Source organism: Rhizorhapis sp. SPR117 (assembly GCF_021742065.1).
Genome location: NZ_JAKKIE010000002.1, coordinates 72175 through 90182 on the forward strand (window position 1 = coordinate 72175; position 18008 = coordinate 90182).

Consider the following 18008-nt stretch of genomic DNA (forward strand, 5'->3'; position numbering starts at 1 on the left):
AAATGCACCCTCATGCATTTCCTGGATCAGGCCAAAATCTTCATTCGCTCGGGCGCAGGCGGCCCCGGCGCAGTGAGTTTCCGGCGCGAAAAATATGTTGAATATGGTGGCCCCGACGGCGCGAATGGCGGCAAGGGGGGCGACATCATTTTCGAAGCGATCGAAGGGCTCAACACGCTCATCGATTTTCGCTACACGCAGCATTTCAAGGCGCGGCGCGGCGCACCCGGCGCGGGGACAAACCGCACGGGCGCTGGCGGCGATGATCTGATCATCAAGGTGCCAATCGGCACGCAGGTCATTTCCGACGATGGCGAGCATGTGCTGGCCGACTTCACCAAAGCAGGCGAACGCAAGGTATTTTTACGCGGCGGCGATGGCGGACGGGGCAACGCCAGTTACAAGACCAGCACCAACCGTGCCCCGCGCCAGCATGGCACTGGTTGGCCCGGCGAGGAAATGTGGGTGTGGCTGCGCCTCAAGCTGCTGGCCGATGTGGGATTGGTCGGGCTTCCCAATGCAGGCAAATCGACCTTCATCAACGCCGTCAGCAATGCCAAGGCGAAGGTTGGGGCCTATCCCTTCACCACAACCCGTCCGCAGCTTGGCGTCGTCAGCCACAAAGAGCGCGAGTTCGTACTCGCCGACATCCCCGGCCTGATTGAAGGCGCATCGGAGGGTGCGGGTATCGGCGACCGCTTTCTGGGACATGTCGAACGGTGCCGCGTACTGTTGCACCTGGTCGACGCGACAGGCGATGATCCCGTCGCCGCCTGGAACATCGTGCAGGATGAACTGGCCGCTTATGGTGCGGGTCTGGAGGATAAACAGCAGTTATTGGCGCTCAACAAAAGCGACCTGCTTGACCGCGAATTGATGGACGATGTCGCAGCGCAGCTCCGCGAGGCGGGGGCCGAGGAAATATTCCTCATTTCAGGCGCGACCGGCGCGGGCATTGACGAACTGCTGGATCATGTAATCCCGTTACTGGATACGCCAGCGAATGCAGGTGATGAAGAACCCGATCAGGGGGAAGATTCGGCATGGTCACCGCTATAGACGGCTTTGATGCCGCCCATTGGAAACGGATTGTCGTCAAGATCGGGTCCTCCCTGCTGGTGGACAAGGACGGGCGCATCCGTGAGGACTGGATCAGTACCGTTGTCGAGGACATTGCCGAACGCCATGCGGCGGGCCAGCGGGTCATTATCGTTTCATCCGGGGCGATCGCATTGGGCGCACGACGGCTGGCGCTGGCCAAGGGCGGGCGGAGCTGTGTCGAGGATGCACAGGCCGCCGCTGCGGTCGGTCAGATCGCGCTATCGCACAAATGGGCGGAATTACTGGCTGCCAAGGGCCTGACTGCCGCACAGATACTCGTGACACTCGATGATCTGGAGCACCGCCGCCGCTATCTGAACGCATCGGCCACGCTGGAGCGGCTGCTTGGCCTTGGCGTCGTGCCGGTGGTCAATGAAAATGACAGCGTCGCCACGGAGGAAATCCGTTTCGGCGACAATGACCGCCTCGCCGCGCGCATCGCGCAGGCGGCCGACGCCAGCGCGGTCGTCCTGCTGTCGGATATTGACGGGCTGTATACCGCCAATCCCCACAAATATCCCGATGCCACGTTGGTCGAACATGTTGAGGCGATCACCGATGACATCATCGCCATGGCTGATGGCGGCTCTTCGTCCGGCATGGGATCGGGCGGCATGGTGTCCAAAATCGAGGCAGCCAAAATCGCCAATAGCGCGGGCATATCGCTGGCCATCATCAGCGGTCACAAGGATCATCCGCTGACTGCCTTTGCGCAGAGCGGACATGGCACCGTCTTTCATTCGGGCAGCAATCAGGGCGCGCGCAAGAAATGGTTGGCGGGGCGGCTGACGATCCGGGGCCATATCACTGTCGATGCCGGCGCGGCAAAGGCGCTGATAGCAGGAAACAGCCTGCTTCCCGCTGGCGTGCGCGCCGTGACAGGCACGTTCGCACGGGGCGATGCCGTGGACATCCTGACTGATGATGGCCGCATTCTGGCGCGAGGTCTGTCCGAATATGACAGCGGCGATGCCGTCAAGATCATCGGTTGCCGATCGGAGGAGATTGCGCGCATTTTGGGCAGCGTTTCCCGTTCCGTCATGGTGCACCGCGATCATATGGTGATGCTGTAATAGCCATGATTCTGGATTTTCTCTCGCATTGTCCTTTACGTCGTCATTCCCGCGAAGGCGGGAATCCATCTCCCGACCTTGTAACAAGCGGACGGTTCAGGAGATGGATTCCCGCCTTCGCGGGAATGACGAAGACACTTTCGGAATCGTTGGAATAAATGGTCCTTCAGGAAGAAGTTTTTCACCTTGCCATAACCGGCGGAACCGGGTTTGTCGGCAAAACGGTGATCGACCTTGCCCGGACAGAAAAGCTTGCGGTCAATGCCCTGGCCCGTCGTCCGCAAGCGAATCGGGAGGGCGTGACATGGGTGGATGGCGCGCTTGACCGAGAGGACAGCCTGAACAGCCTGATGACGGATGCGGACGCCGTGCTGCACATCGCGGGAGTCGTCAATGCGCCCCACAAAGCCGGATTTGAAGCTGGCAATGCAGCAGGCACTCTGACCGTTGTCCGCGCCGCGCAAACGGCGGGCGTCAGGCGTTTCATCCATGTCTCCTCGCTCGCCGCGCGCCAACCGGAGCTTTCCGACTATGGCTGGTCGAAACACTGTGCCGAACAGATTGTCATGGCAAGCGGTCTCGACTGGACCATCATCCGTCCGCCCGCCATCTATGGTCCGGCGGATACCGAAATGTTCGATCTGTTCCGCATCGCACGGCGCGGTCTGGTGCTGCTGCCGCCCGAAGGCCGCCTGTCGGTTGTTGAAGTAGGGGATCTTGCCCGCCTGCTGCTTGCCTGCGCACAGGATCGGGACATCAGCATCGGTGCGCTATACGAGGCGGACGATGGCGTCGATGACGGCTGGAGTCATGGCGCCTTTGGCCGGGCGATAGGGTGGGCCGTTGGCAAGCGGGTCACTGCGATTGCAACGCCGCGCCCACTCCTGCGCCTCGCCGCCAGAACCGACCGGCTGTTGCGCGGAAAAAATGCGAAGCTGACCAGCGACAGGGTCAATTATTTCTGTCACCCCGACTGGGTCATTGACCCACTTAAACGCCCGCCCGCGCCACTCTGGCAACCAGAAGTCGGCACGCGGGAAGGCCTGAAAAAAACGGCTAAATGGTATCAGGAAAACGGCTGGTTCCGATAGGACGAGCCGTCACTTGATCCGGCGGACCGGCACGATCAACGGTTCACCCGTCGCGCTTTGGCCGATATGCACTTCCACGCCATAAGCGATACCAAGAATGGCCGGGGTCAGCACCGCCGCACACGGTCCCGCCGCAACGACCGCACCGTCCTTCAGCACCAGCACATCGTCGGCAATACGTGCAGCCAAGGTCAGGTCGTGAAGCACAACGACAACCCCCGCGCCATCGCGCGCGCATTGCGTCAACCGGTCGAGCACATCGAGCTGATGCCCGGGGTCCAGACTCGCCAGCGGTTCGTCGGCAAGCAACCATTGCGGCTCGCCCGCCAATACGCGTGCCAGTAACACCCGCCCCTGCTCCCCTCCTGACAGGCGCAGCACATTGCGATCGGCAAGATGCGTGCAATCAGTCGCGGCCATAGCGACGGCAATAGCGGCATGATCGGCGGCATTCATACTCCACCGCCCGCGATGCGGCAGGCGGCCCAGGCCGACAAGCGTTGTGACGTCGATATCCCAGTGAATATCGGCGCGCTGCGGCAACAGGCCGATCAGACGCGCCCGCTCACGACGGTCAATCGCAGGAAGGGAGCGCTTATCAAGGAGTATTTCTCCCCCGTCGGGCATGCGCAAACCTGCCAGGCAAGACAACAGGGAGCTTTTGCCTGCGCCATTCGCCCCCAGGATCACCGTGACCCGGCCCTGACGAAAGCAGCCGCTGACATTGGCGAGGATAGGGCGTCCTCGCAGCGAGAGATCAAGCGCACTGAATTCCATATCCATCACACAAGCTCCCGGCGCATGCGATACAGGAGGGCAAGGAAAAAGGGTGCACCGAGCAGCGACATCGCAATGCCCAGCCGCAACTCGCTCGTACTCGGCATGATTCTGACCAGACTGTCGGCCAGAACGACCAGCAGCGCGCCCGCCAGTGCGGACGGCAGCAACACCGCAGACGGTTTATGTCCCACCAGTGGGCGAACCAGATGCGGCACGATCAGGCCGACAAAACCAATGACTCCGGCGGCGGCCACCGATGCTCCGACCGTCAGGCCAACACCCAGCACGACCAGCCACTGCAATCGCAGTGTATTGACCCCCATCGACCGCGCCGCTGCTTCGCCCAGCGTCAGTGCATCGAGCGACCGTGCCGTTCCGGCCAGCACCGCCATGCCAGCTGCCATGATCGGCAGCGCGAGGCGCACATCGTCCCAACTCCGGTCGGTCAACGCACCCATCAGCCAGGTAATGATTTCCGACGCAGCAAACGGCGTAGGGGCAAGACTGATCATCAGCGCCGTCAGCGATCCGGTCAGGCTGGACAGGATCATGCCCGCAAGCGTGAAGAGGATGAGACTGCCCGACCGCCCGGCCAGCATGGCGAGCAGGCCCATGCCTGTCGCAGCACCCGCCAATGCAAAGAGCGGCAACAGCAACGCGGACGCCGCATAGCCGAAAAACAGTGACGCCACCGCGCCCAATGCGGCACTGGACGACACGCCGAACAGGCCCGGATCAGCCAGTGGATTGCGCAAATAACCCTGCATCACCGCGCCTGCCATGCCGAGCGCCGCTCCAATCCCCACCGCCAGAACCACGCGGGGCAGACGAAGTTCGAATATAATGAGCGAAGCAAGGTCGCCACTCGCCCAATCATGCAGCGGCACCCAGACCTTGCCTGCCATCAGCGAGAGCATGGCGGCAAACACCAGGGCCATGCCCAGCAGGACATTGATACGGGCGATCATCGCGTTTTGGCCTTCAGTGAACGGCGAATCTGCGACAGGCGATCGACGGCATCTATGATCGTCGGACCGCCGCAATGGAGCAGGCGCGGCGAATAGGCCCGGATGGCTATATGTTTCGACAGATCCCGCATGACCGGGTGGGACAGCATACGATCGCGCTGCCCCTCCGCCCCCACCGACAACAGCACGCGCGGCGGTCGGGCAAGCAGATGTTCGATGGGCAGAACGTCCCATTGCTGCAAACCGTAAGCGCTGCTCATATTGGCGAAGCCTGTCCGGCGCAGCAGTTCATCTGCCAATGTGCCCGCTCCCGGCACCATCCCCCCGCCCTGCCAGATCAACGCGGGGACCAACGCCTGGTCGTGGGGTTCGGCCCGGTCGAGCGCGGCGTCTATAGCGGCATTCAACCGTTTACCGCGCGTCGACTGGCCAATCGCCGCCGCGAGCCGGCTGATTTCTTTTCGACTGTCGGCAACGCTTTGAGGGACGCCCATCTGTATCAGCGGAATGCCCAATTTTTGCAGGGCATGAATGGTCGGCAGGGCGACATGGGGACCGGCAATGACGAGATCTGCCTGCTTTGCGATCACTTCCTCTGCGGTCCCGGATGTAATAGGAAAACGCAGCGCCTGTGCCAGCGGAATAATGGAAGTTGCGCGCGGGTCATGCGAATAATGGCTGATCGCGGCGATCTGTTCGGGATCCGCAATTCGTACCAGCACTGAATCAAGACATGGGTTGAGGGACACAATGCGATGCGGCTTTGGGGGAGCCGCCGGTGCACTTGCGGCGGGCGATACCGCCAACATTCCAAGAAGAGCGAGAACAATGACGGCGCGCATGGACATTCCCCTCGCTTGAGCAACACAGGGAGTCACGCAGCCCGATTTGGCATGACCCCGACACATGTCGTCACACGAGGAACTCCTCGATCGCCCGGCACACCCCGTCCGCACGAAAGAACGACTGCGTCAGGCAGGTCTCCTGGCTCTCGGGTCATTATCCTGTCACTCTGCCTTCCCGGATCAGTTCCAGTGGCCTATGGAGCGCGGACTCGCCGATTACAGTTGCGGGGGCAGCACCGGCTCATGGATCGGATCGTCCACTTCCGGCTTCCCTTTTCATCCCGTCTCCGGGAACCTGTCGCGGCGCGATTGATAGTGTGCGGTCGCCAGGAGCGCAAGCAGCTAATAGCGTAGTGGAGGCGCTGGCCTTAACGCACGAACATCGATGCGAGGCCGGCCACGAACCCGCCCAATGCGAGAAAGCCGACACACATGGACAAGGCTTCTTCAAAGCGGCTCCGCCAGTCACGATTGACCATCGGGAGGGGAATGACATCACATGGCGTCAGTCTCGCCTCGATTTCGGAATGCAGGGCCGCGACCGGGCCACCTGCCGCTCTGGCGAAATAGAGGGGCATAACGACATTTGCGGGACTGGAATCCGTCCTGACACCGTCCTGTTCGGAATTGGGAAGCGCTGCCATGAGAGGTTCCTGTCTGTCCATTATTGCATGGGCCGATAGTGACGCACATGTGGTTAACAACTGGTAAATCCGGCCATCATTCCACCGCAAATATTGGTCCGAAACGAAGGTTTCAGCTGGCCATCAAATCCGCCAGCAACTTTTCACGCGGACCAATCGCCTTGGCCCGCCCGCCACTCAGGTGAAGGATCAAGTTGACCGAGGATAATATCGATCGCCGGTGCGCAACCAGCAGGACAATGCCGCCCCTCGCCCGAACAGCTTCAACCGCAACCATCAGGGCCGCTTCGCCATCGGGGTCCAGATTGGAATTGGGTTCATCGAGAACCAAAAGGAACGGATTGCCGTACAGGGCGCGCGCCAATGCAATCCGCTGCCTCTGTCCGGCGGACAGAAAGGCGCCATTCGGGCCGACAGGTGATCCATAGCCGTGCGACATCCGTTTTATCATGTCGTGCACACCGGCCATCTGCGCAGCGGCAATTATATCCGTAGTGGCGGCATCTGGCGAAAAGCGTGCGATATTGTCCGATATGCTCCCGTCGAGCAGTTCGACGTTCTGCGGTAGGTAGCCAATAGCCCGCCCCCGCTTTTCCGGCGCATATTGGTCGAGCGTCGCACCGTCCAGCCGGACATGACCATGAACGGCGGGCCAGATGCCGGCAAGTGCGCGAACCAGCGTGGATTTTCCTGATCCGCTGGGTCCGATGATGCCCAATGCTTCCCCCGCCACCAACCGGAAACTGATCCCCGCCAGAGTTGACTGCGCCACGCCCGGCGGAGCGATAGCCAGATTCTCGATCCGTAAATCCTGGCAAGGCACAGGCAGATCCAGCCGATCCTCTTCCTGCCGTAACAGCGGCAAATATTCTTCCAGCCGTCGCCAGCTTTGCCGTGCAGCAGTCAGGCCCCGCCAATGGCCGATGGCCTGTTCGACCGGCGCAAGTGCGCGTGAAGCAAGGATGGAACTGGCAAAAATAATACCACCCGTCGCCTTGCCATCGATGACCAGTATCGCCCCAACCGTCAGCACCAGCGATTGTAGCAACATGCGAAGCATCTTGCTCGCGCTGCCCAGCGTCGCAGCGGTGTCGGCCATGGTCTGCTGCGTCTCCAGGAAGCGGCGGCTGTATATTGTCCAATGTCTCTGGAGGTTGCCGCCCATCGCCATCGCCTTGAGCACTTCGGCATGACGGCGACTGGTTTCGGCAACCGCAAGGCGCAGACCCGCACATTGACTGGCGGCCTGTGTCGGCACGCGGGTCAAACGGTCGGCGGAAAAAGTGAGGCCAAGCAGCACCAGTGCGCCAATCAGGACCGTTAACCCCAATGCCCAATGCAACAGCATGAGAACGACGATGAAGAAAACCATCCAGGGCAAGTCCGCAAAAGCCAGCGGCCCCCCGCTCGACAGGAAATTACGAATCTGGTCAAGGTCGCGAACGGGTTGCAGGCTTTCCCCCTGGCCCGGACGTTCAATGGAAAATTGCTGAATGAGCTGGAATATCTCGCCATTCAGATCATGGTCGATGGTGGCGCTGACCCGGCTGAGCAGCCGGGCGCGAATGATATCCATTATTCCCTGGAACAGATAGACGAGGATGACCAGCATCAACAAACCGGCAAGCGTCGGCAGGCTGCCCGCAGGCAGAACGATATCATAGACCATCATCATATAGATTGCGCCACCCAGCAGCAGCACGTTGAGCGCCGCGCTCAAAACGAAAATGCCGTAAAACGCCGATTTCGATTTCTTGAGGATAGCTGCGATCCGGGACGGCGGTTCGCTTTCACCCTGCCGGGCGGTGGCGCCCATGTGGTTTGTCTCCGATAATGGCTTGCACCCTGACGATGATTACCATCATGGCCCTTGCCATCGGCATCGCAAATTGATCCGATCCGGCATGCAGCTTTATTTGCATCCGTTTTTTGCGTAGGCGAAAGCAATAATAGCTGGCGAATATGGCCACAGGGAGTGAACCGAGCTTGACCCATGAGCCAAAGCCCCAATCAGGGCACGGCCGCCGCGGCACCAAGGCCTTTCTCATGGCCTCCGGCGTGGCGCAATTGTGCGCGCTAGCCCGCTATACGGTTCTCGCCCGCATCCTCGGGCCTGAACAACTCGGCCTCGCCGCGATATTGATTCTGACCGCGCAGTTTTTCGAATCCGTCACCGACAGTGGCAGCGACCGTTTTCTGGTTCAGGACCGGGGAGGAGACGATCCCGCCCTGATGAACCTTGTTCATCTGATTTCCTTTGGGCGGGGGCTGCTGATCGCTGTCGGCCTCATCCTGCTCGCCGGTCCCATTTCCCGTCTGTCGGGTGCGCCGCAGTTGGCGCCCGAAATGGCTATACTGGCGATTTCGTCCCTGATCATGGGCTTTGTCCATTGGGATTTTCGCCGCCAGCAGCGCAGCAGCGATTTTCGCGGTGAGGGCAATATCATCATGTATGCTGAAATCGGCAGCCTGATCGCAACGACGGTCGCCGTGCTGATCGTACGGGATTTCACCGCGATCCTCTATGGTCTGATCGCACGTTCGCTGGTGACGGTCGTCGTATCGCATATCATAGCGCAACGGCGCTACGCGATGGGCTACGCGCGGCCTTATGCGCCGCGTCTGGCGCGCTTTGCCTGGCCACTGATCATCAATGGCCTGTTGATCTTCATTGGCGGACAGGGCGACCGGATTTTCATTTCCAATCAGCTGGGCGTTGCTGAACTGGGTCATTATTCGGCGGTTGCATTATTGATCTTCTACCCCTCTGGAATGCTCGCACGCTTTATGGCGACCGCCTATTTGCCGCGTATTTCGGCACGGCATTCCGACCCTGCCGCATGGGACCGGGCCAGCCGCGCCTTTGCCAGCCAGACCGTCCTCATCGGCATAGCCATGCAGTTTGGCTTTGTTCTGGTTGCGCCTTTTGCCGTGCCCATCCTTTATGGCACACGATTTGAAATCGGATTGCTTCCCATCGCCTTGATCGCCATTTTGCAGACGATCCGTTTTATTCGTACATGGCCGGGAACCGCGGCGATCGGCGCGGGCTTGAGTCATATCGTCATGATCAACAATATAGTGCGGATGATCGCCTTTCCCGCCGCCATAGCGGGTCTGGCGCTGCTGGGCGGCATGGAGGGTATTATCAGCGGCTTTATTTTTGCCGAATGCCTCGCATTCATGGTCGGCCTGGTGATGGTGAACCGCGCCCTGGGTCGGCCGCTGATGCACGGGGGCAGCCGCTTCCTCTATTTTGCGAGCGGCGCGATGTTGCTTCTGCTGACTATCCAGTTCTTTGGGCAGAATTGGTGGAATGCGACGGGCTTGACGGCCGCTGCCCTCGTCATCTGGGCGGTTTTGCTGGTGCGTTCCGAATGGGAAGCCTTGATGAAGGCGCTGGCACTGCTGGACGGGGCGACCGGACATCGCATCGTGCCGTCATGGATATTGCGCAACACCGGGGAGTAATCAGGACCTAGAAACGCCCGGTTAGCCATTCCCCAATGAATGTCACAAAACTGAGCACCAGACCGACCAGGAAAATGCGATAGGCATAGCTTAAATAGCGGTATTTCTTGCGCTGGAGGACCTGCCCGTTTTGATAGACATCCCGCAACATGGTACGGCAAACGGCTTCGTCATCTTCCATCCGGTCGATGACCCGGTCGATATAATCCGCCTCGCTTAGTCCGGTAAAAATGCCAAAGAACAGGATGTTGTCGTCCGCGCCTACAGGTCCGTGAACATGCGTGACCTTGGGCAATACCGTCATCACCGCAAAGACGGCGGCAAAGAAGCATGCAAAGGTCAGGATCGCGAACGGAGCGAATAATGTACCGCTACGTATTTGTCCCATCGACAGCGTGAAAACCACGAATGCGGCCCCCATCAGCATGCTCGCTTTCTGATCGGCCATCTGGCTGAGTTGCATTTGCATCTGCTGCGAGGTTCGAACCAGATGGATGGAATGAACGGACAGGTGACGCGGCGCATCCGGCCTGTCCTTGCCTGTTTCGATTGTCTGTAGCTCCGCCATCGACCCGTACCCCCGGGAAACATTCTGAGCATCGCACCCTTTACACATTAGGGCAAGATCATGCCCGATTGCCGCCTTATTCGCTTGCCAAAGGGGTGTTTCTGTTGACAAGCAATCGCGTCGGCACTTTGGGAATCTTTACAGCATGGACAACCGTCAGGACATATTCGACAGCGTTGCAACGCAGATCGAGCCTTTCAACAAAAAAGGCGTGGATTTAACGGAAGCCACGACTTTCGCGGGCGATCTGGAATGGGACAGCCTGACGGTCATGGACTTCGTTGCAGCGATAGAGGATGAATTCGACATCATCATCACCATGAACATGCAGGCTGAGATCGAAACCATAGGACAGCTTGTGGATGCGGTGGCAAAGCTGAAAGGCTAAAGAATTTTCGTCATGCTGAACATATTCAGCATGATCACCGATGTGAAAGTATGGAATGACTGATCTTTTTTCCAAATTCGACGCCCTGATTGCTGAACGCGAGGCGTTGCTTGCGACCGGCGTGCGCGACCCGTTTTCCATTGTAATGGATGAAGTGAAATCGCCTACTCTTGCCATCATCAAAGGCAAGGAGACCATCCTACTCGGCACCTATAATTATATGGGCATGACCTTTGACCCCGACGTCATTCAGGCCGGCAAGGACGCTCTCGACAATTTCGGGTCGGGCACGACCGGCAGCCGCGTCCTCAATGGCACCTATCAGGGGCATCGGGAATGCGAGGACGCGCTCAAGGAATTTTACGGCACTGAATACGCCATGGTTTTTTCAACCGGCTATCAGGCGAATCTGGGCATGATCTCCACATTGGCGGGCAAGGGCGATTACGTCATCCTGGACGCCGACAGCCATGCCTCCATCTATGACGGCTGCGCACTGGGCAACGCCGAAATCGTCCGCTTCCGTCACAACAACGTCGAGGATCTGGACAAGCGTCTGGGCCGATTGCCCGCCGAAGCGCAAAAGCTGGTGGTGCTGGAAGGCGTCTATTCGATGCTTGGCGACATTGCGCCGCTTCCCGATATGGTCGCGGCGGTGAAGAAACATCCTAACACCATGATCCTGTGCGATGAAGCGCATGGCATGGGCTTTTTCGGCGCGAACGGCCGGGGTGTGTTCGAAGAATTGGGTTGCGAGAACGACATCGACTTTGTTGTCGGCACCTTTTCAAAAAGCGTCGGGACCGTCGGCGGCTTTTGTGTTTCCAACCATCCCAAATTCGAAGTGCTGCGCCTGGTTTGCCGCCCCTATGTCTTTACCGCCTCATTGCCGCCCAGCGTGGTTGCCACGGCTGCCGCGTCCATTCGCAAGCTGATGCATGCTGGCGACAAGCGGGCGCACCTATGGGAAAACAGCCGTCGATTGCACAATGGACTGACCGAGTTGGGCTTCAAGCTGGGCACCCAGACCCCGCAATCGGCAATCATTGCAGTCATCCTTACCGATCAGGCGCAGGCCGTCGCCATGTGGCAGGCGCTGCTGGAACTTGGCCTCTATGTGAATATGGCTCGCCCGCCCGCAACACCTGCTGGCACCTATTTGCTGCGCTGCTCCTTATGCGCGGAGCATTCAGGCGAACAGGTCGAAAAGATATTGGAAGTGTTCGCTCAGGCCGGTCGCGCTGTGGGTTGCATAGCGTAGAAAATACCACCGAATTGGCGTCGAAACGGTGTCTTTTCAGGTGTTGCCGCTTGGGCTATGGTGACAGCTAGCTGGAGGCCATGCCATATACACTGATGAGCCGAATGCCCCGCTATGGGCACCAATAGGACGCTTTCTGCCGCTGTTTTTTGCAGCCGGTCTGTCGCTGACACTTGCTGCTCTTTTGTATTTCGTTTCACAGGCGAGCATGGAGCGCGACGAAGCGCTGGCGTCCCAGCGCCATAGCTTCATGGTGATGAACATTGCCCGCGCACTTGATGGAACCATTGCCAAGTCCGAATATATTCTCGCCCGCTATGTGATCAGTACCGACAAGAATGTGGGCCGCCTTTATCAGTCGGAATGGCGAAAAGCGGGCCAGCAGCTTGAACTGCTCGCACGACAAACCCGCGATAGTCCGCGGCAAACGGCGCTGGTCGCGCAATTGCACGATGCCTATATGGAGCGCGGTCGTGAACTTGACGACATTGCGTTACGGACCAGCTATGATCAGAAAATGGGCGCACTTGCCCGTTTCCACCAGGCGGGAAAAGCCGAAAGCCTCAGCCGGATCACTTCGCTGCTAAGCCAGGTAATCAAGGTAGAGGAAGTCGTCCTTGAAAAGCGTAGCGCCGCTGTCAGCGCATCGGAAACGCGATCGGAAAACCTGTCGAGCACCTACCGAATTTTCGGGCTGATCATATTGGTGGGTGCACTCGGCATGGGCTGGGCAGCAAATGCCGCGATCAGCGACCGGCGCAACGCCCGCCGTCTCGCCGAAGCGGAATCATTGCGTGCGGCCGATCTTGAGGATGCGGTGACGGAACGGACCCATGAACTGGAAATCGCCAACGAAAGCCTGCGTCGGGAAGCGGCGGAGCGTGCTCAGGCCGAAGAAAGCCTGCGTCAGATGCAGAAGATGGAGGCAGTAGGGCAATTGACCGGCGGTATCGCCCATGACTTCAACAATATGCTGGCTGTTGTCGTCGGCGGTCTGGAACTGGCCCGACGCAAGATGCACCAGGACCCTGCCCATGCCGAACGCCATATCGCCAATGCGATGGAGGGCGCCAACAGGGCATCGGCGCTGACCCGGCGGCTGCTCGCTTTTGCCCGTTCCGAACCCCTGTTGCCCGACACGCTTGACCCTGATGTCCTTATCAACGGCATGACCGATCTGATCGACCGCACCATCGGCGATCAGATTCGCGTCGAAACAATACAGGAATCAAACGGGTGGAAGATATGGGTCGATCGCCATCAGCTTGAAAATGCGATGCTGAATCTCGCGGTCAATGCGCGCGATGCCATGGACGGAAAAGGCACTCTCACCATCACGACCCGACAGGTGCAACTCGCCGCACAAGAAATAGGCGAGTGCGTGGCAGGCGACTATGTTGTGATAGGCGTGCGGGACACCGGTTGCGGCATGCCGCCAGACGTGCTCACCCGCGCTTTCGAACCGTTTTTTACGACCAAGCCGGTGGGTAAGGGAACAGGTCTGGGCCTGAGCCAGATTTTCGGCTTCGTTGGTCAATGCCGCGGAGAAATCCACATTGAATCAGAGGTCGGCAAGGGAACCGAAGTCAGTCTCTATCTGCCCCGTTATCAGGTCGACAGCGAACAAAGCGTCCTTCCTGCTACGTCCAAGGCAACCGATGAAACCCTGCCCCATGCTGTCGGCATCGAAATACTGGTAGTCGAGGATGACCCGCGCGTTCTTTCGGCGACGTTTGATGCGCTGGTGGAGTTGGGCCATCATCCTGTCGCATGCGACCATCCCAGCAAAGCCGCACAGATATTAGCCCATCATGACAAGATCGGACTTATTATTTCCGACGTCCTGATGCCCGACATGACCGGTCCTGAAATGATCGCCATGTTGCGCCATTCGCATCCGCATATTCCGGTACTGTTTGTGACCGGCTTTGCGGGCGATGTCGAGGATGCGGCCATGTTTGCGGGCTATGAGGTATTGCGCAAGCCCTACACCATTTTAACGCTGTCGACCGCCATCGCCAATGCCATGGGCCATGGGCAGGCCGCGCCCGCTAGCGAATCGCACCACGGGCAAACAGCCGCGGTAACAAGCTGACAGCGCCCAGCAGTGGCCAGCGTCGTTGCCAGGGCTTGATCGTTATCTGCGCCCCTGCATGGCGGTTTATTTTCCAGGCGAGATAATCGATCCCCCCGGCAAAGGTGAAACTGGCCTTGGCAAGGCGCAACAACGTCAGCCGTTTTCCCCGCCGTTGCAATGCCCGCCAACGCGCGGCATTGGCTTCCACATCCTCAGGCGAAAATCGCTGGCTTTGCGTCAATCCCGCCGCAGTCAGCGCGGGGGCCGTAAAGCGGCGATACCGCCCCGCATCTACATCGACGATCGACGCCGATCGATCCTTGCGCTCGGCACGTAATTCAGCGTCATAGGTCAGCGCAAAGCCTGTGCGCCATATATGCAGGTCGTTGTCCTTTGCTCCCTGCCCGACCATTTTCTGAGCAGCGGGCGCAGCAAGCGTCAATAGCGTGGGCGCCGCCCGTGCTACTGCCCCTATTGCCGCATCACGCGCCGCATTATCGGCGAACCACACCAGTCGAGATGGCTGCGCAAAGCGCGCCCACACCGATACATTGTCCGCATCCGGCAGGTTCAACCGGGCGAAATCTGCTTCGCTCAACACCGCATATTTGGCGGCAAGACCATCATGGGCAAAGGGAAAGACATTGGGCGGGATGATCCGGTTTGCCATAGCAAGCCAGCGCTTGCCATATGCTGCGCGATAATCCGAAACGATCAGATAAAAATCGAGCATAAGCCCGTCCAGTTGCTCCATGCGCAAACAAGAACCATAGAACAGTACGGCCCGCGCAGCACCGGGATAGTGCCCGGCCAGCGCCTTCGCCATAGCGGTCACACGCATATCCACAGGCTCGGCAAGCTCTGCCGCGACCAGTTCGGAAAGGGATGTCACGCCGCCAGGCGCAGGAACGGCACAGGCGCGGTCGATGTCAACACAATGGCATTGCCCGCATCGGCCTGAAACAACTCGCCATCCAGTATCACGCTGCTGCGGTCGCCCTCGATACGGATCATGTCGCCGCGTCCCAGATGGATACCTGCCAGTTCATGTTTGCCAAGTTGGCCCGAAACACTCGCGAACAGCATACGGAACAAGGCTGGGATGCTCTGGTCAACCGCCATCAGTTTCATGCTGCCTTTTGCATCGGTGCTGCCTGCCCGCGCACCCAATAACAGCCTTTCCAGCGTTGTGACAATCAGGAGAGAAAAACGACCCCGCAACTGTCCCTCTCTAATCAGTGACACCTGAATCGGCCGGGTTTTGGGCGGCATATATTTACCACCTATGCCAAGCAGCAACGAGAAAACGACCGCCATGGCGGTAAGAAAATGGCTCAACCCGTTGGAAAGCCCCAGCGGATAGATCCGGTTGCGGCAATAGAGAATATAATCGGCCAGCCCCGCCCCGCCAAGGAACATGCCCAGCACCGGCCGGCTTCCGACCCGTCCATCCGACAGGGAAATCAGTTCCCGCACGACGATATGCTGATCAAGCCCGGTCTTCGCAATTTCGACGATCCGGTCGAGCGCTTTCAACGGATCGCCATAGGTGCCAAGGTCAAGCGCGATCAGGTTCGTCTTGCCGTTAGGCAACACAGCAATCGGCGGCACCGTGCCCTTGAAATGTTCGCCCTGATATAATTCGGTCAGTGCTGCCTGCACCGTGCCGTCGCCGCCATTGATGACGATGACGGCGGGTTCGACCTGCGCTATGGTCTGCAGCGCTCGACCAATCTGATCGGCATGCTCCACTTCATAGTGGAAAATATCTGGATGATTGGCGCAGTAACTGCGAACGCGAGGCAGCATGGCGCGATTGCCCGTCGATTTCGGATTGGACAAAAGCGCTACGCATACCATTGCTGCCTGACCGCCTATCTATATTGTTTCAGCGGCTGGAAAGAGAGCCCCTGAACATAATTGAGAATGATCTTGATCGGCCGGGTCTGTGCCCCGACGGAAAACTCCGCTTTGCTCATGCTCGGCTTTTTCTTGGCCATCATATCGAATAGGCTGACATCGGGATTCCCCGAAAAACCGCCGCCATCGCTGCGGTCGCTCTTGCCGTTGCCATTGGCATCATGCCGGACATAGACGGCATAATTGCCTGGCTTGGGCACGGGCACGCACACATTCATCAGGCCGTTGGGCGTGACTGGCAGCTCTATCCGCTCCAGATATTCGCCCTTTTCAAGAAACGTCTTGGGGTTGTTGCTGTACAACTGCACGCGGATATTCCCCGTCCGGCTCTTGATGCCCTCGATCTGGACAAGAACCGCACTGGCATTGGTATTACAAAGGTCCGCCTGCGGCCCCAATGCCGCCTCTGCATGGACGCCAAACGGCAGAAATGTGGCAGCAGCGGCCAAAAGCACAGCACCAACACCCTTTCCGTTAAATTTCAACATGACCAACACACTCCTGGAAGCTATAGCCCGCCTGATCGCAGACTGGCTTGGCCCCGTTCGCCCCGCCTGATGATATGGAATTTATTTGCGGCCAAAACATGGTGATGGGACGACCATATATTGAAACTGCTTAGTGCCACCGACCGTTACATTGCTCGCCTGATCGCCTTGCCGCTTCTCAGCACGCTGGTCATCGCGGCCATGCTGCTGGTGCTCGACAAAATGCTGCGCCTGTTCGATTTCGTGGCAGCGGAAGGCGGGCCTGTCAGTGTCGTGTGGCGGATGCTGGCCAATCTTATCCCGGAATATCTGTCGCTTGGCATTCCCATTGGTCTGATGCTCGGTATATTGCTGGCGTTCCGTCGTCTGGCGCTATCGTCCGAACTCGACGTATTCCGGGCAATCGGCCTCAGCTACGGCCGATTGCTGCGCGTCCCCTATATGTATGCGATCGCGCTGGCGTTGCTGAACCTTGCCATCGTCGGCTTTGTCCAGCCTTATGCCCGTTATGCCTACGAAGGATTGCGCTTTGAACTGCGGTCAGGCGCGCTCGGCGCCTCGATCAAGGTCGGCGAATTCACGAACCTTGGCAAGAGAATGACATTGCGGATCGAGGAAAGCCGCGATGATGGCCGCAATCTTTATGGCATTTTCGTGCGAATCGAAGGCAAGGAAGGACAATCGCTGGCGGTCACGGCCGCACAAGGCACGTTTCTCGCTACCGACGATCCCGACACTATCATCTTTCGCTTGAAGAACGGCGTTCTGGTGAATGAATCGCCTAAATATGAAGCACCCCGTATTCTCAGCTTCAGCTCACATGACCTGCCCATCGATCTGCCGCGGATAGAGGCATTCCGCGGTCGGGGTGATGCCGATCTGGAACTCACGATCCCTGAACTGGTGCGCGTCGGCAATGACAGCAAGTCCAGCCCCGATTTGCGAAATCAGGTACGCGCGAATTTTCATTTTCGCATGGTCGAAGTGGCGATGATGCTACTTTTGCCGCTCGCCGCGCTTGCCTTTGCCATCCCCCCTAAACGTTCAACCTCGGCGCTGGGCGTATTTCTATCGATCGTCTTCATTGTGACATATCACAAGATCAATGAATATGCGGAAGCCTTCGGCGCGCTTGGGCGATTTGATCCGTTGCTGGCATTATGGCTGCCTTTCCTGCTGATCGGTGCGTTGATAATCTGGATGTATCACGTCATTGCGCACCGGCCAGGCGGGCAACCGATCGGAGCATTGGAACGCGTTTTCGCCACAACCGGCAAATGGATTATGAAATTGTTCCGTTTCGGCCGTCGCAAGTTCCGGCAGGTGACCTAAG

17 protein-coding genes and 1 riboswitch are annotated in these 18008 nt (G+C 58.8%); of the genes, 8 read left to right on the forward strand and 9 right to left on the reverse strand.

Annotated features, from left to right (window positions below; translation table 11 throughout):
- Positions 1–12 precede the first annotated feature (12 nt).
- The 3 genes from obgE to L3X40_RS01260 all read left to right on the forward strand — a co-directional run bounded on the left by obgE (position 13) and on the right by L3X40_RS01260 (position 3265).
- Entirely contained in the window at positions 13–1059 is a 1047-nt protein-coding gene (gene obgE, locus L3X40_RS01250; RefSeq protein ID WP_237363987.1) for a GTPase ObgE, read from the forward strand.
- A complete protein-coding gene (gene proB, locus L3X40_RS01255) occupies positions 1044–2174 on the forward strand; it encodes a glutamate 5-kinase (RefSeq protein ID WP_237363989.1) in 1131 nt (376 codons plus the stop codon). The genes obgE and proB overlap by 16 nt, the downstream gene beginning before the upstream one ends.
- Positions 2175–2332: 158 nt before the next feature.
- Positions 2333–3265 (forward strand): NAD-dependent epimerase/dehydratase family protein, encoded by a 933-nt coding sequence (locus tag L3X40_RS01260; protein ID WP_237363991.1) that lies wholly within the window; start codon positions 2333–2335, stop codon positions 3263–3265.
- Between the two features lie 9 nt (positions 3266–3274).
- Here the strand turns inward: L3X40_RS01260 and L3X40_RS01265 are convergent, their stop codons facing one another.
- From L3X40_RS01265 to L3X40_RS01285, 5 genes are all read right to left on the reverse strand, one after another.
- Positions 3275–4048, reverse strand: coding sequence for an ABC transporter ATP-binding protein (locus tag L3X40_RS01265; protein ID WP_237363994.1), 774 nt, complete (start codon positions 4046–4048; stop codon positions 3275–3277).
- The gene (locus L3X40_RS01270; RefSeq protein ID WP_237363996.1) at positions 4048–5013 is read right to left on the reverse strand and encodes a FecCD family ABC transporter permease; all 966 of its coding nucleotides are present in this window, start codon (positions 5011–5013) and stop codon (positions 4048–4050) included. The genes L3X40_RS01265 and L3X40_RS01270 overlap by 1 nt, the downstream gene beginning before the upstream one ends.
- Positions 5010–5855, reverse strand: a complete 846-nt coding sequence (locus L3X40_RS01275) for an ABC transporter substrate-binding protein (protein ID WP_237363998.1) — start codon at positions 5853–5855, stop codon at positions 5010–5012. Before L3X40_RS01275 ends, L3X40_RS01270 begins: the two co-directional genes overlap by 4 nt.
- Before the next feature lie 115 nt (positions 5856–5970).
- Positions 5971–6172, reverse strand: a riboswitch (cobalamin riboswitch).
- A gap of 54 nt (positions 6173–6226) precedes the next feature.
- A complete protein-coding gene (locus L3X40_RS01280; RefSeq protein WP_237364000.1) occupies positions 6227–6502 on the reverse strand; it encodes a hypothetical protein in 276 nt (91 codons plus the stop codon).
- Positions 6503–6614: 112 nt separating this feature from the next.
- The gene (locus L3X40_RS01285; RefSeq protein ID WP_237364001.1) at positions 6615–8318 is read right to left on the reverse strand and encodes a type I secretion system permease/ATPase; all 1704 of its coding nucleotides are present in this window, start codon (positions 8316–8318) and stop codon (positions 6615–6617) included.
- 170 nt (positions 8319–8488) lie between these two features.
- Between L3X40_RS01285 and L3X40_RS01290 the strand changes: the two genes are divergently transcribed.
- Positions 8489–9973: an oligosaccharide flippase family protein gene (locus L3X40_RS01290; RefSeq protein WP_237364002.1), complete on the forward strand. Its 1485-nt coding sequence runs from the start codon at positions 8489–8491 to the stop codon at positions 9971–9973.
- Positions 9974–9980: 7 nt separating this feature from the next.
- Here L3X40_RS01290 and L3X40_RS01295 read toward each other — a convergent pair whose 3' ends face one another.
- The gene (locus L3X40_RS01295) at positions 9981–10541 is read right to left on the reverse strand and encodes a Pycsar system effector family protein (protein ID WP_237364003.1); all 561 of its coding nucleotides are present in this window, start codon (positions 10539–10541) and stop codon (positions 9981–9983) included.
- A gap of 145 nt (positions 10542–10686) precedes the next feature.
- Between L3X40_RS01295 and L3X40_RS01300 the strand changes: the two genes are divergently transcribed.
- The 3 genes from L3X40_RS01300 (at position 10687) to L3X40_RS01310 (ending at position 14285) form a co-directional block, all read left to right on the forward strand.
- A complete protein-coding gene (locus L3X40_RS01300; protein WP_237364004.1) occupies positions 10687–10929 on the forward strand; it encodes an acyl carrier protein in 243 nt (80 codons plus the stop codon).
- Between the two features lie 55 nt (positions 10930–10984).
- Positions 10985–12190, forward strand: coding sequence for a serine palmitoyltransferase (gene spt, locus L3X40_RS01305; RefSeq protein ID WP_237364005.1), 1206 nt, complete (start codon positions 10985–10987; stop codon positions 12188–12190).
- Between the two features lie 208 nt (positions 12191–12398).
- Positions 12399–14285, forward strand: a complete 1887-nt coding sequence (locus L3X40_RS01310) for an ATP-binding protein (RefSeq protein WP_237364006.1) — start codon at positions 12399–12401, stop codon at positions 14283–14285.
- On the opposite strand, the gene L3X40_RS01315 is transcribed toward L3X40_RS01310, so the two are convergent.
- From L3X40_RS01315 to L3X40_RS01325, 3 genes are read right to left on the reverse strand one after another with little or no spacing between them, the layout of a single operon-like run.
- Positions 14242–15108, reverse strand: coding sequence for a hypothetical protein (locus L3X40_RS01315; RefSeq protein WP_237364150.1), 867 nt, complete (start codon positions 15106–15108; stop codon positions 14242–14244). The two genes, L3X40_RS01310 and L3X40_RS01315, sit on opposite strands and share 44 nt — an antisense overlap.
- Positions 15109–15155: 47 nt before the next feature.
- Positions 15156–16127 (reverse strand): diacylglycerol/lipid kinase family protein, encoded by a 972-nt coding sequence (locus tag L3X40_RS01320; protein WP_237364007.1) that lies wholly within the window; start codon positions 16125–16127, stop codon positions 15156–15158.
- A 14-nt stretch (positions 16128–16141) separates the two neighbouring features.
- The gene (locus tag L3X40_RS01325; protein ID WP_237364008.1) at positions 16142–16675 is read right to left on the reverse strand and encodes a DUF2141 domain-containing protein; all 534 of its coding nucleotides are present in this window, start codon (positions 16673–16675) and stop codon (positions 16142–16144) included.
- 126 nt (positions 16676–16801) lie between these two features.
- On the opposite strand from L3X40_RS01325, the gene lptF reads away from it, so the two are divergent.
- The gene (gene lptF, locus L3X40_RS01330; RefSeq protein ID WP_237364151.1) at positions 16802–18007 is read left to right on the forward strand and encodes an LPS export ABC transporter permease LptF; all 1206 of its coding nucleotides are present in this window, start codon (positions 16802–16804) and stop codon (positions 18005–18007) included.
- Position 18008 lies beyond the last annotated feature (1 nt).

Bases quoted from the DNA above. Each gene is read 5' to 3' on its own strand.
- obgE (WP_237363987.1), top strand. From the start codon at position 13: ATGCATTTCCTGGATCAGGCCAAAATCTTCATTCGCTCGGGCGCAGGC.
- proB (WP_237363989.1), top strand. From the start codon at position 1,044: ATGGTCACCGCTATAGACGGCTTTGATGCCGCCCATTGGAAACGGATT.
- L3X40_RS01260 (WP_237363991.1), top strand. From the start codon at position 2,333: ATGGTCCTTCAGGAAGAAGTTTTTCACCTTGCCATAACCGGCGGAACC.
- L3X40_RS01265 (WP_237363994.1), bottom strand. From the start codon at position 4,048: ATGGATATGGAATTCAGTGCGCTTGATCTCTCGCTGCGAGGACGCCCT.
- L3X40_RS01270 (WP_237363996.1), bottom strand. From the start codon at position 5,013: ATGATCGCCCGTATCAATGTCCTGCTGGGCATGGCCCTGGTGTTTGCC.
- L3X40_RS01275 (WP_237363998.1), bottom strand. From the start codon at position 5,855: ATGCGCGCCGTCATTGTTCTCGCTCTTCTTGGAATGTTGGCGGTATCG.
- L3X40_RS01280 (WP_237364000.1), bottom strand. From the start codon at position 6,502: ATGGCAGCGCTTCCCAATTCCGAACAGGACGGTGTCAGGACGGATTCC.
- L3X40_RS01285 (WP_237364001.1), bottom strand. From the start codon at position 8,318: ATGGGCGCCACCGCCCGGCAGGGTGAAAGCGAACCGCCGTCCCGGATC.
- L3X40_RS01295 (WP_237364003.1), bottom strand. From the start codon at position 10,541: ATGGCGGAGCTACAGACAATCGAAACAGGCAAGGACAGGCCGGATGCG.
- L3X40_RS01300 (WP_237364004.1), top strand. From the start codon at position 10,687: ATGGACAACCGTCAGGACATATTCGACAGCGTTGCAACGCAGATCGAG.
- spt (WP_237364005.1), top strand. From the start codon at position 10,985: ATGACTGATCTTTTTTCCAAATTCGACGCCCTGATTGCTGAACGCGAG.
- L3X40_RS01310 (WP_237364006.1), top strand. From the start codon at position 12,399: ATGGAGCGCGACGAAGCGCTGGCGTCCCAGCGCCATAGCTTCATGGTG.
- L3X40_RS01315 (WP_237364150.1), bottom strand. From the start codon at position 15,108: ATGCGTGTGACCGCTATGGCGAAGGCGCTGGCCGGGCACTATCCCGGT.
- L3X40_RS01320 (WP_237364007.1), bottom strand. From the start codon at position 16,127: ATGGTATGCGTAGCGCTTTTGTCCAATCCGAAATCGACGGGCAATCGC.
- L3X40_RS01325 (WP_237364008.1), bottom strand. From the start codon at position 16,675: ATGTTGAAATTTAACGGAAAGGGTGTTGGTGCTGTGCTTTTGGCCGCT.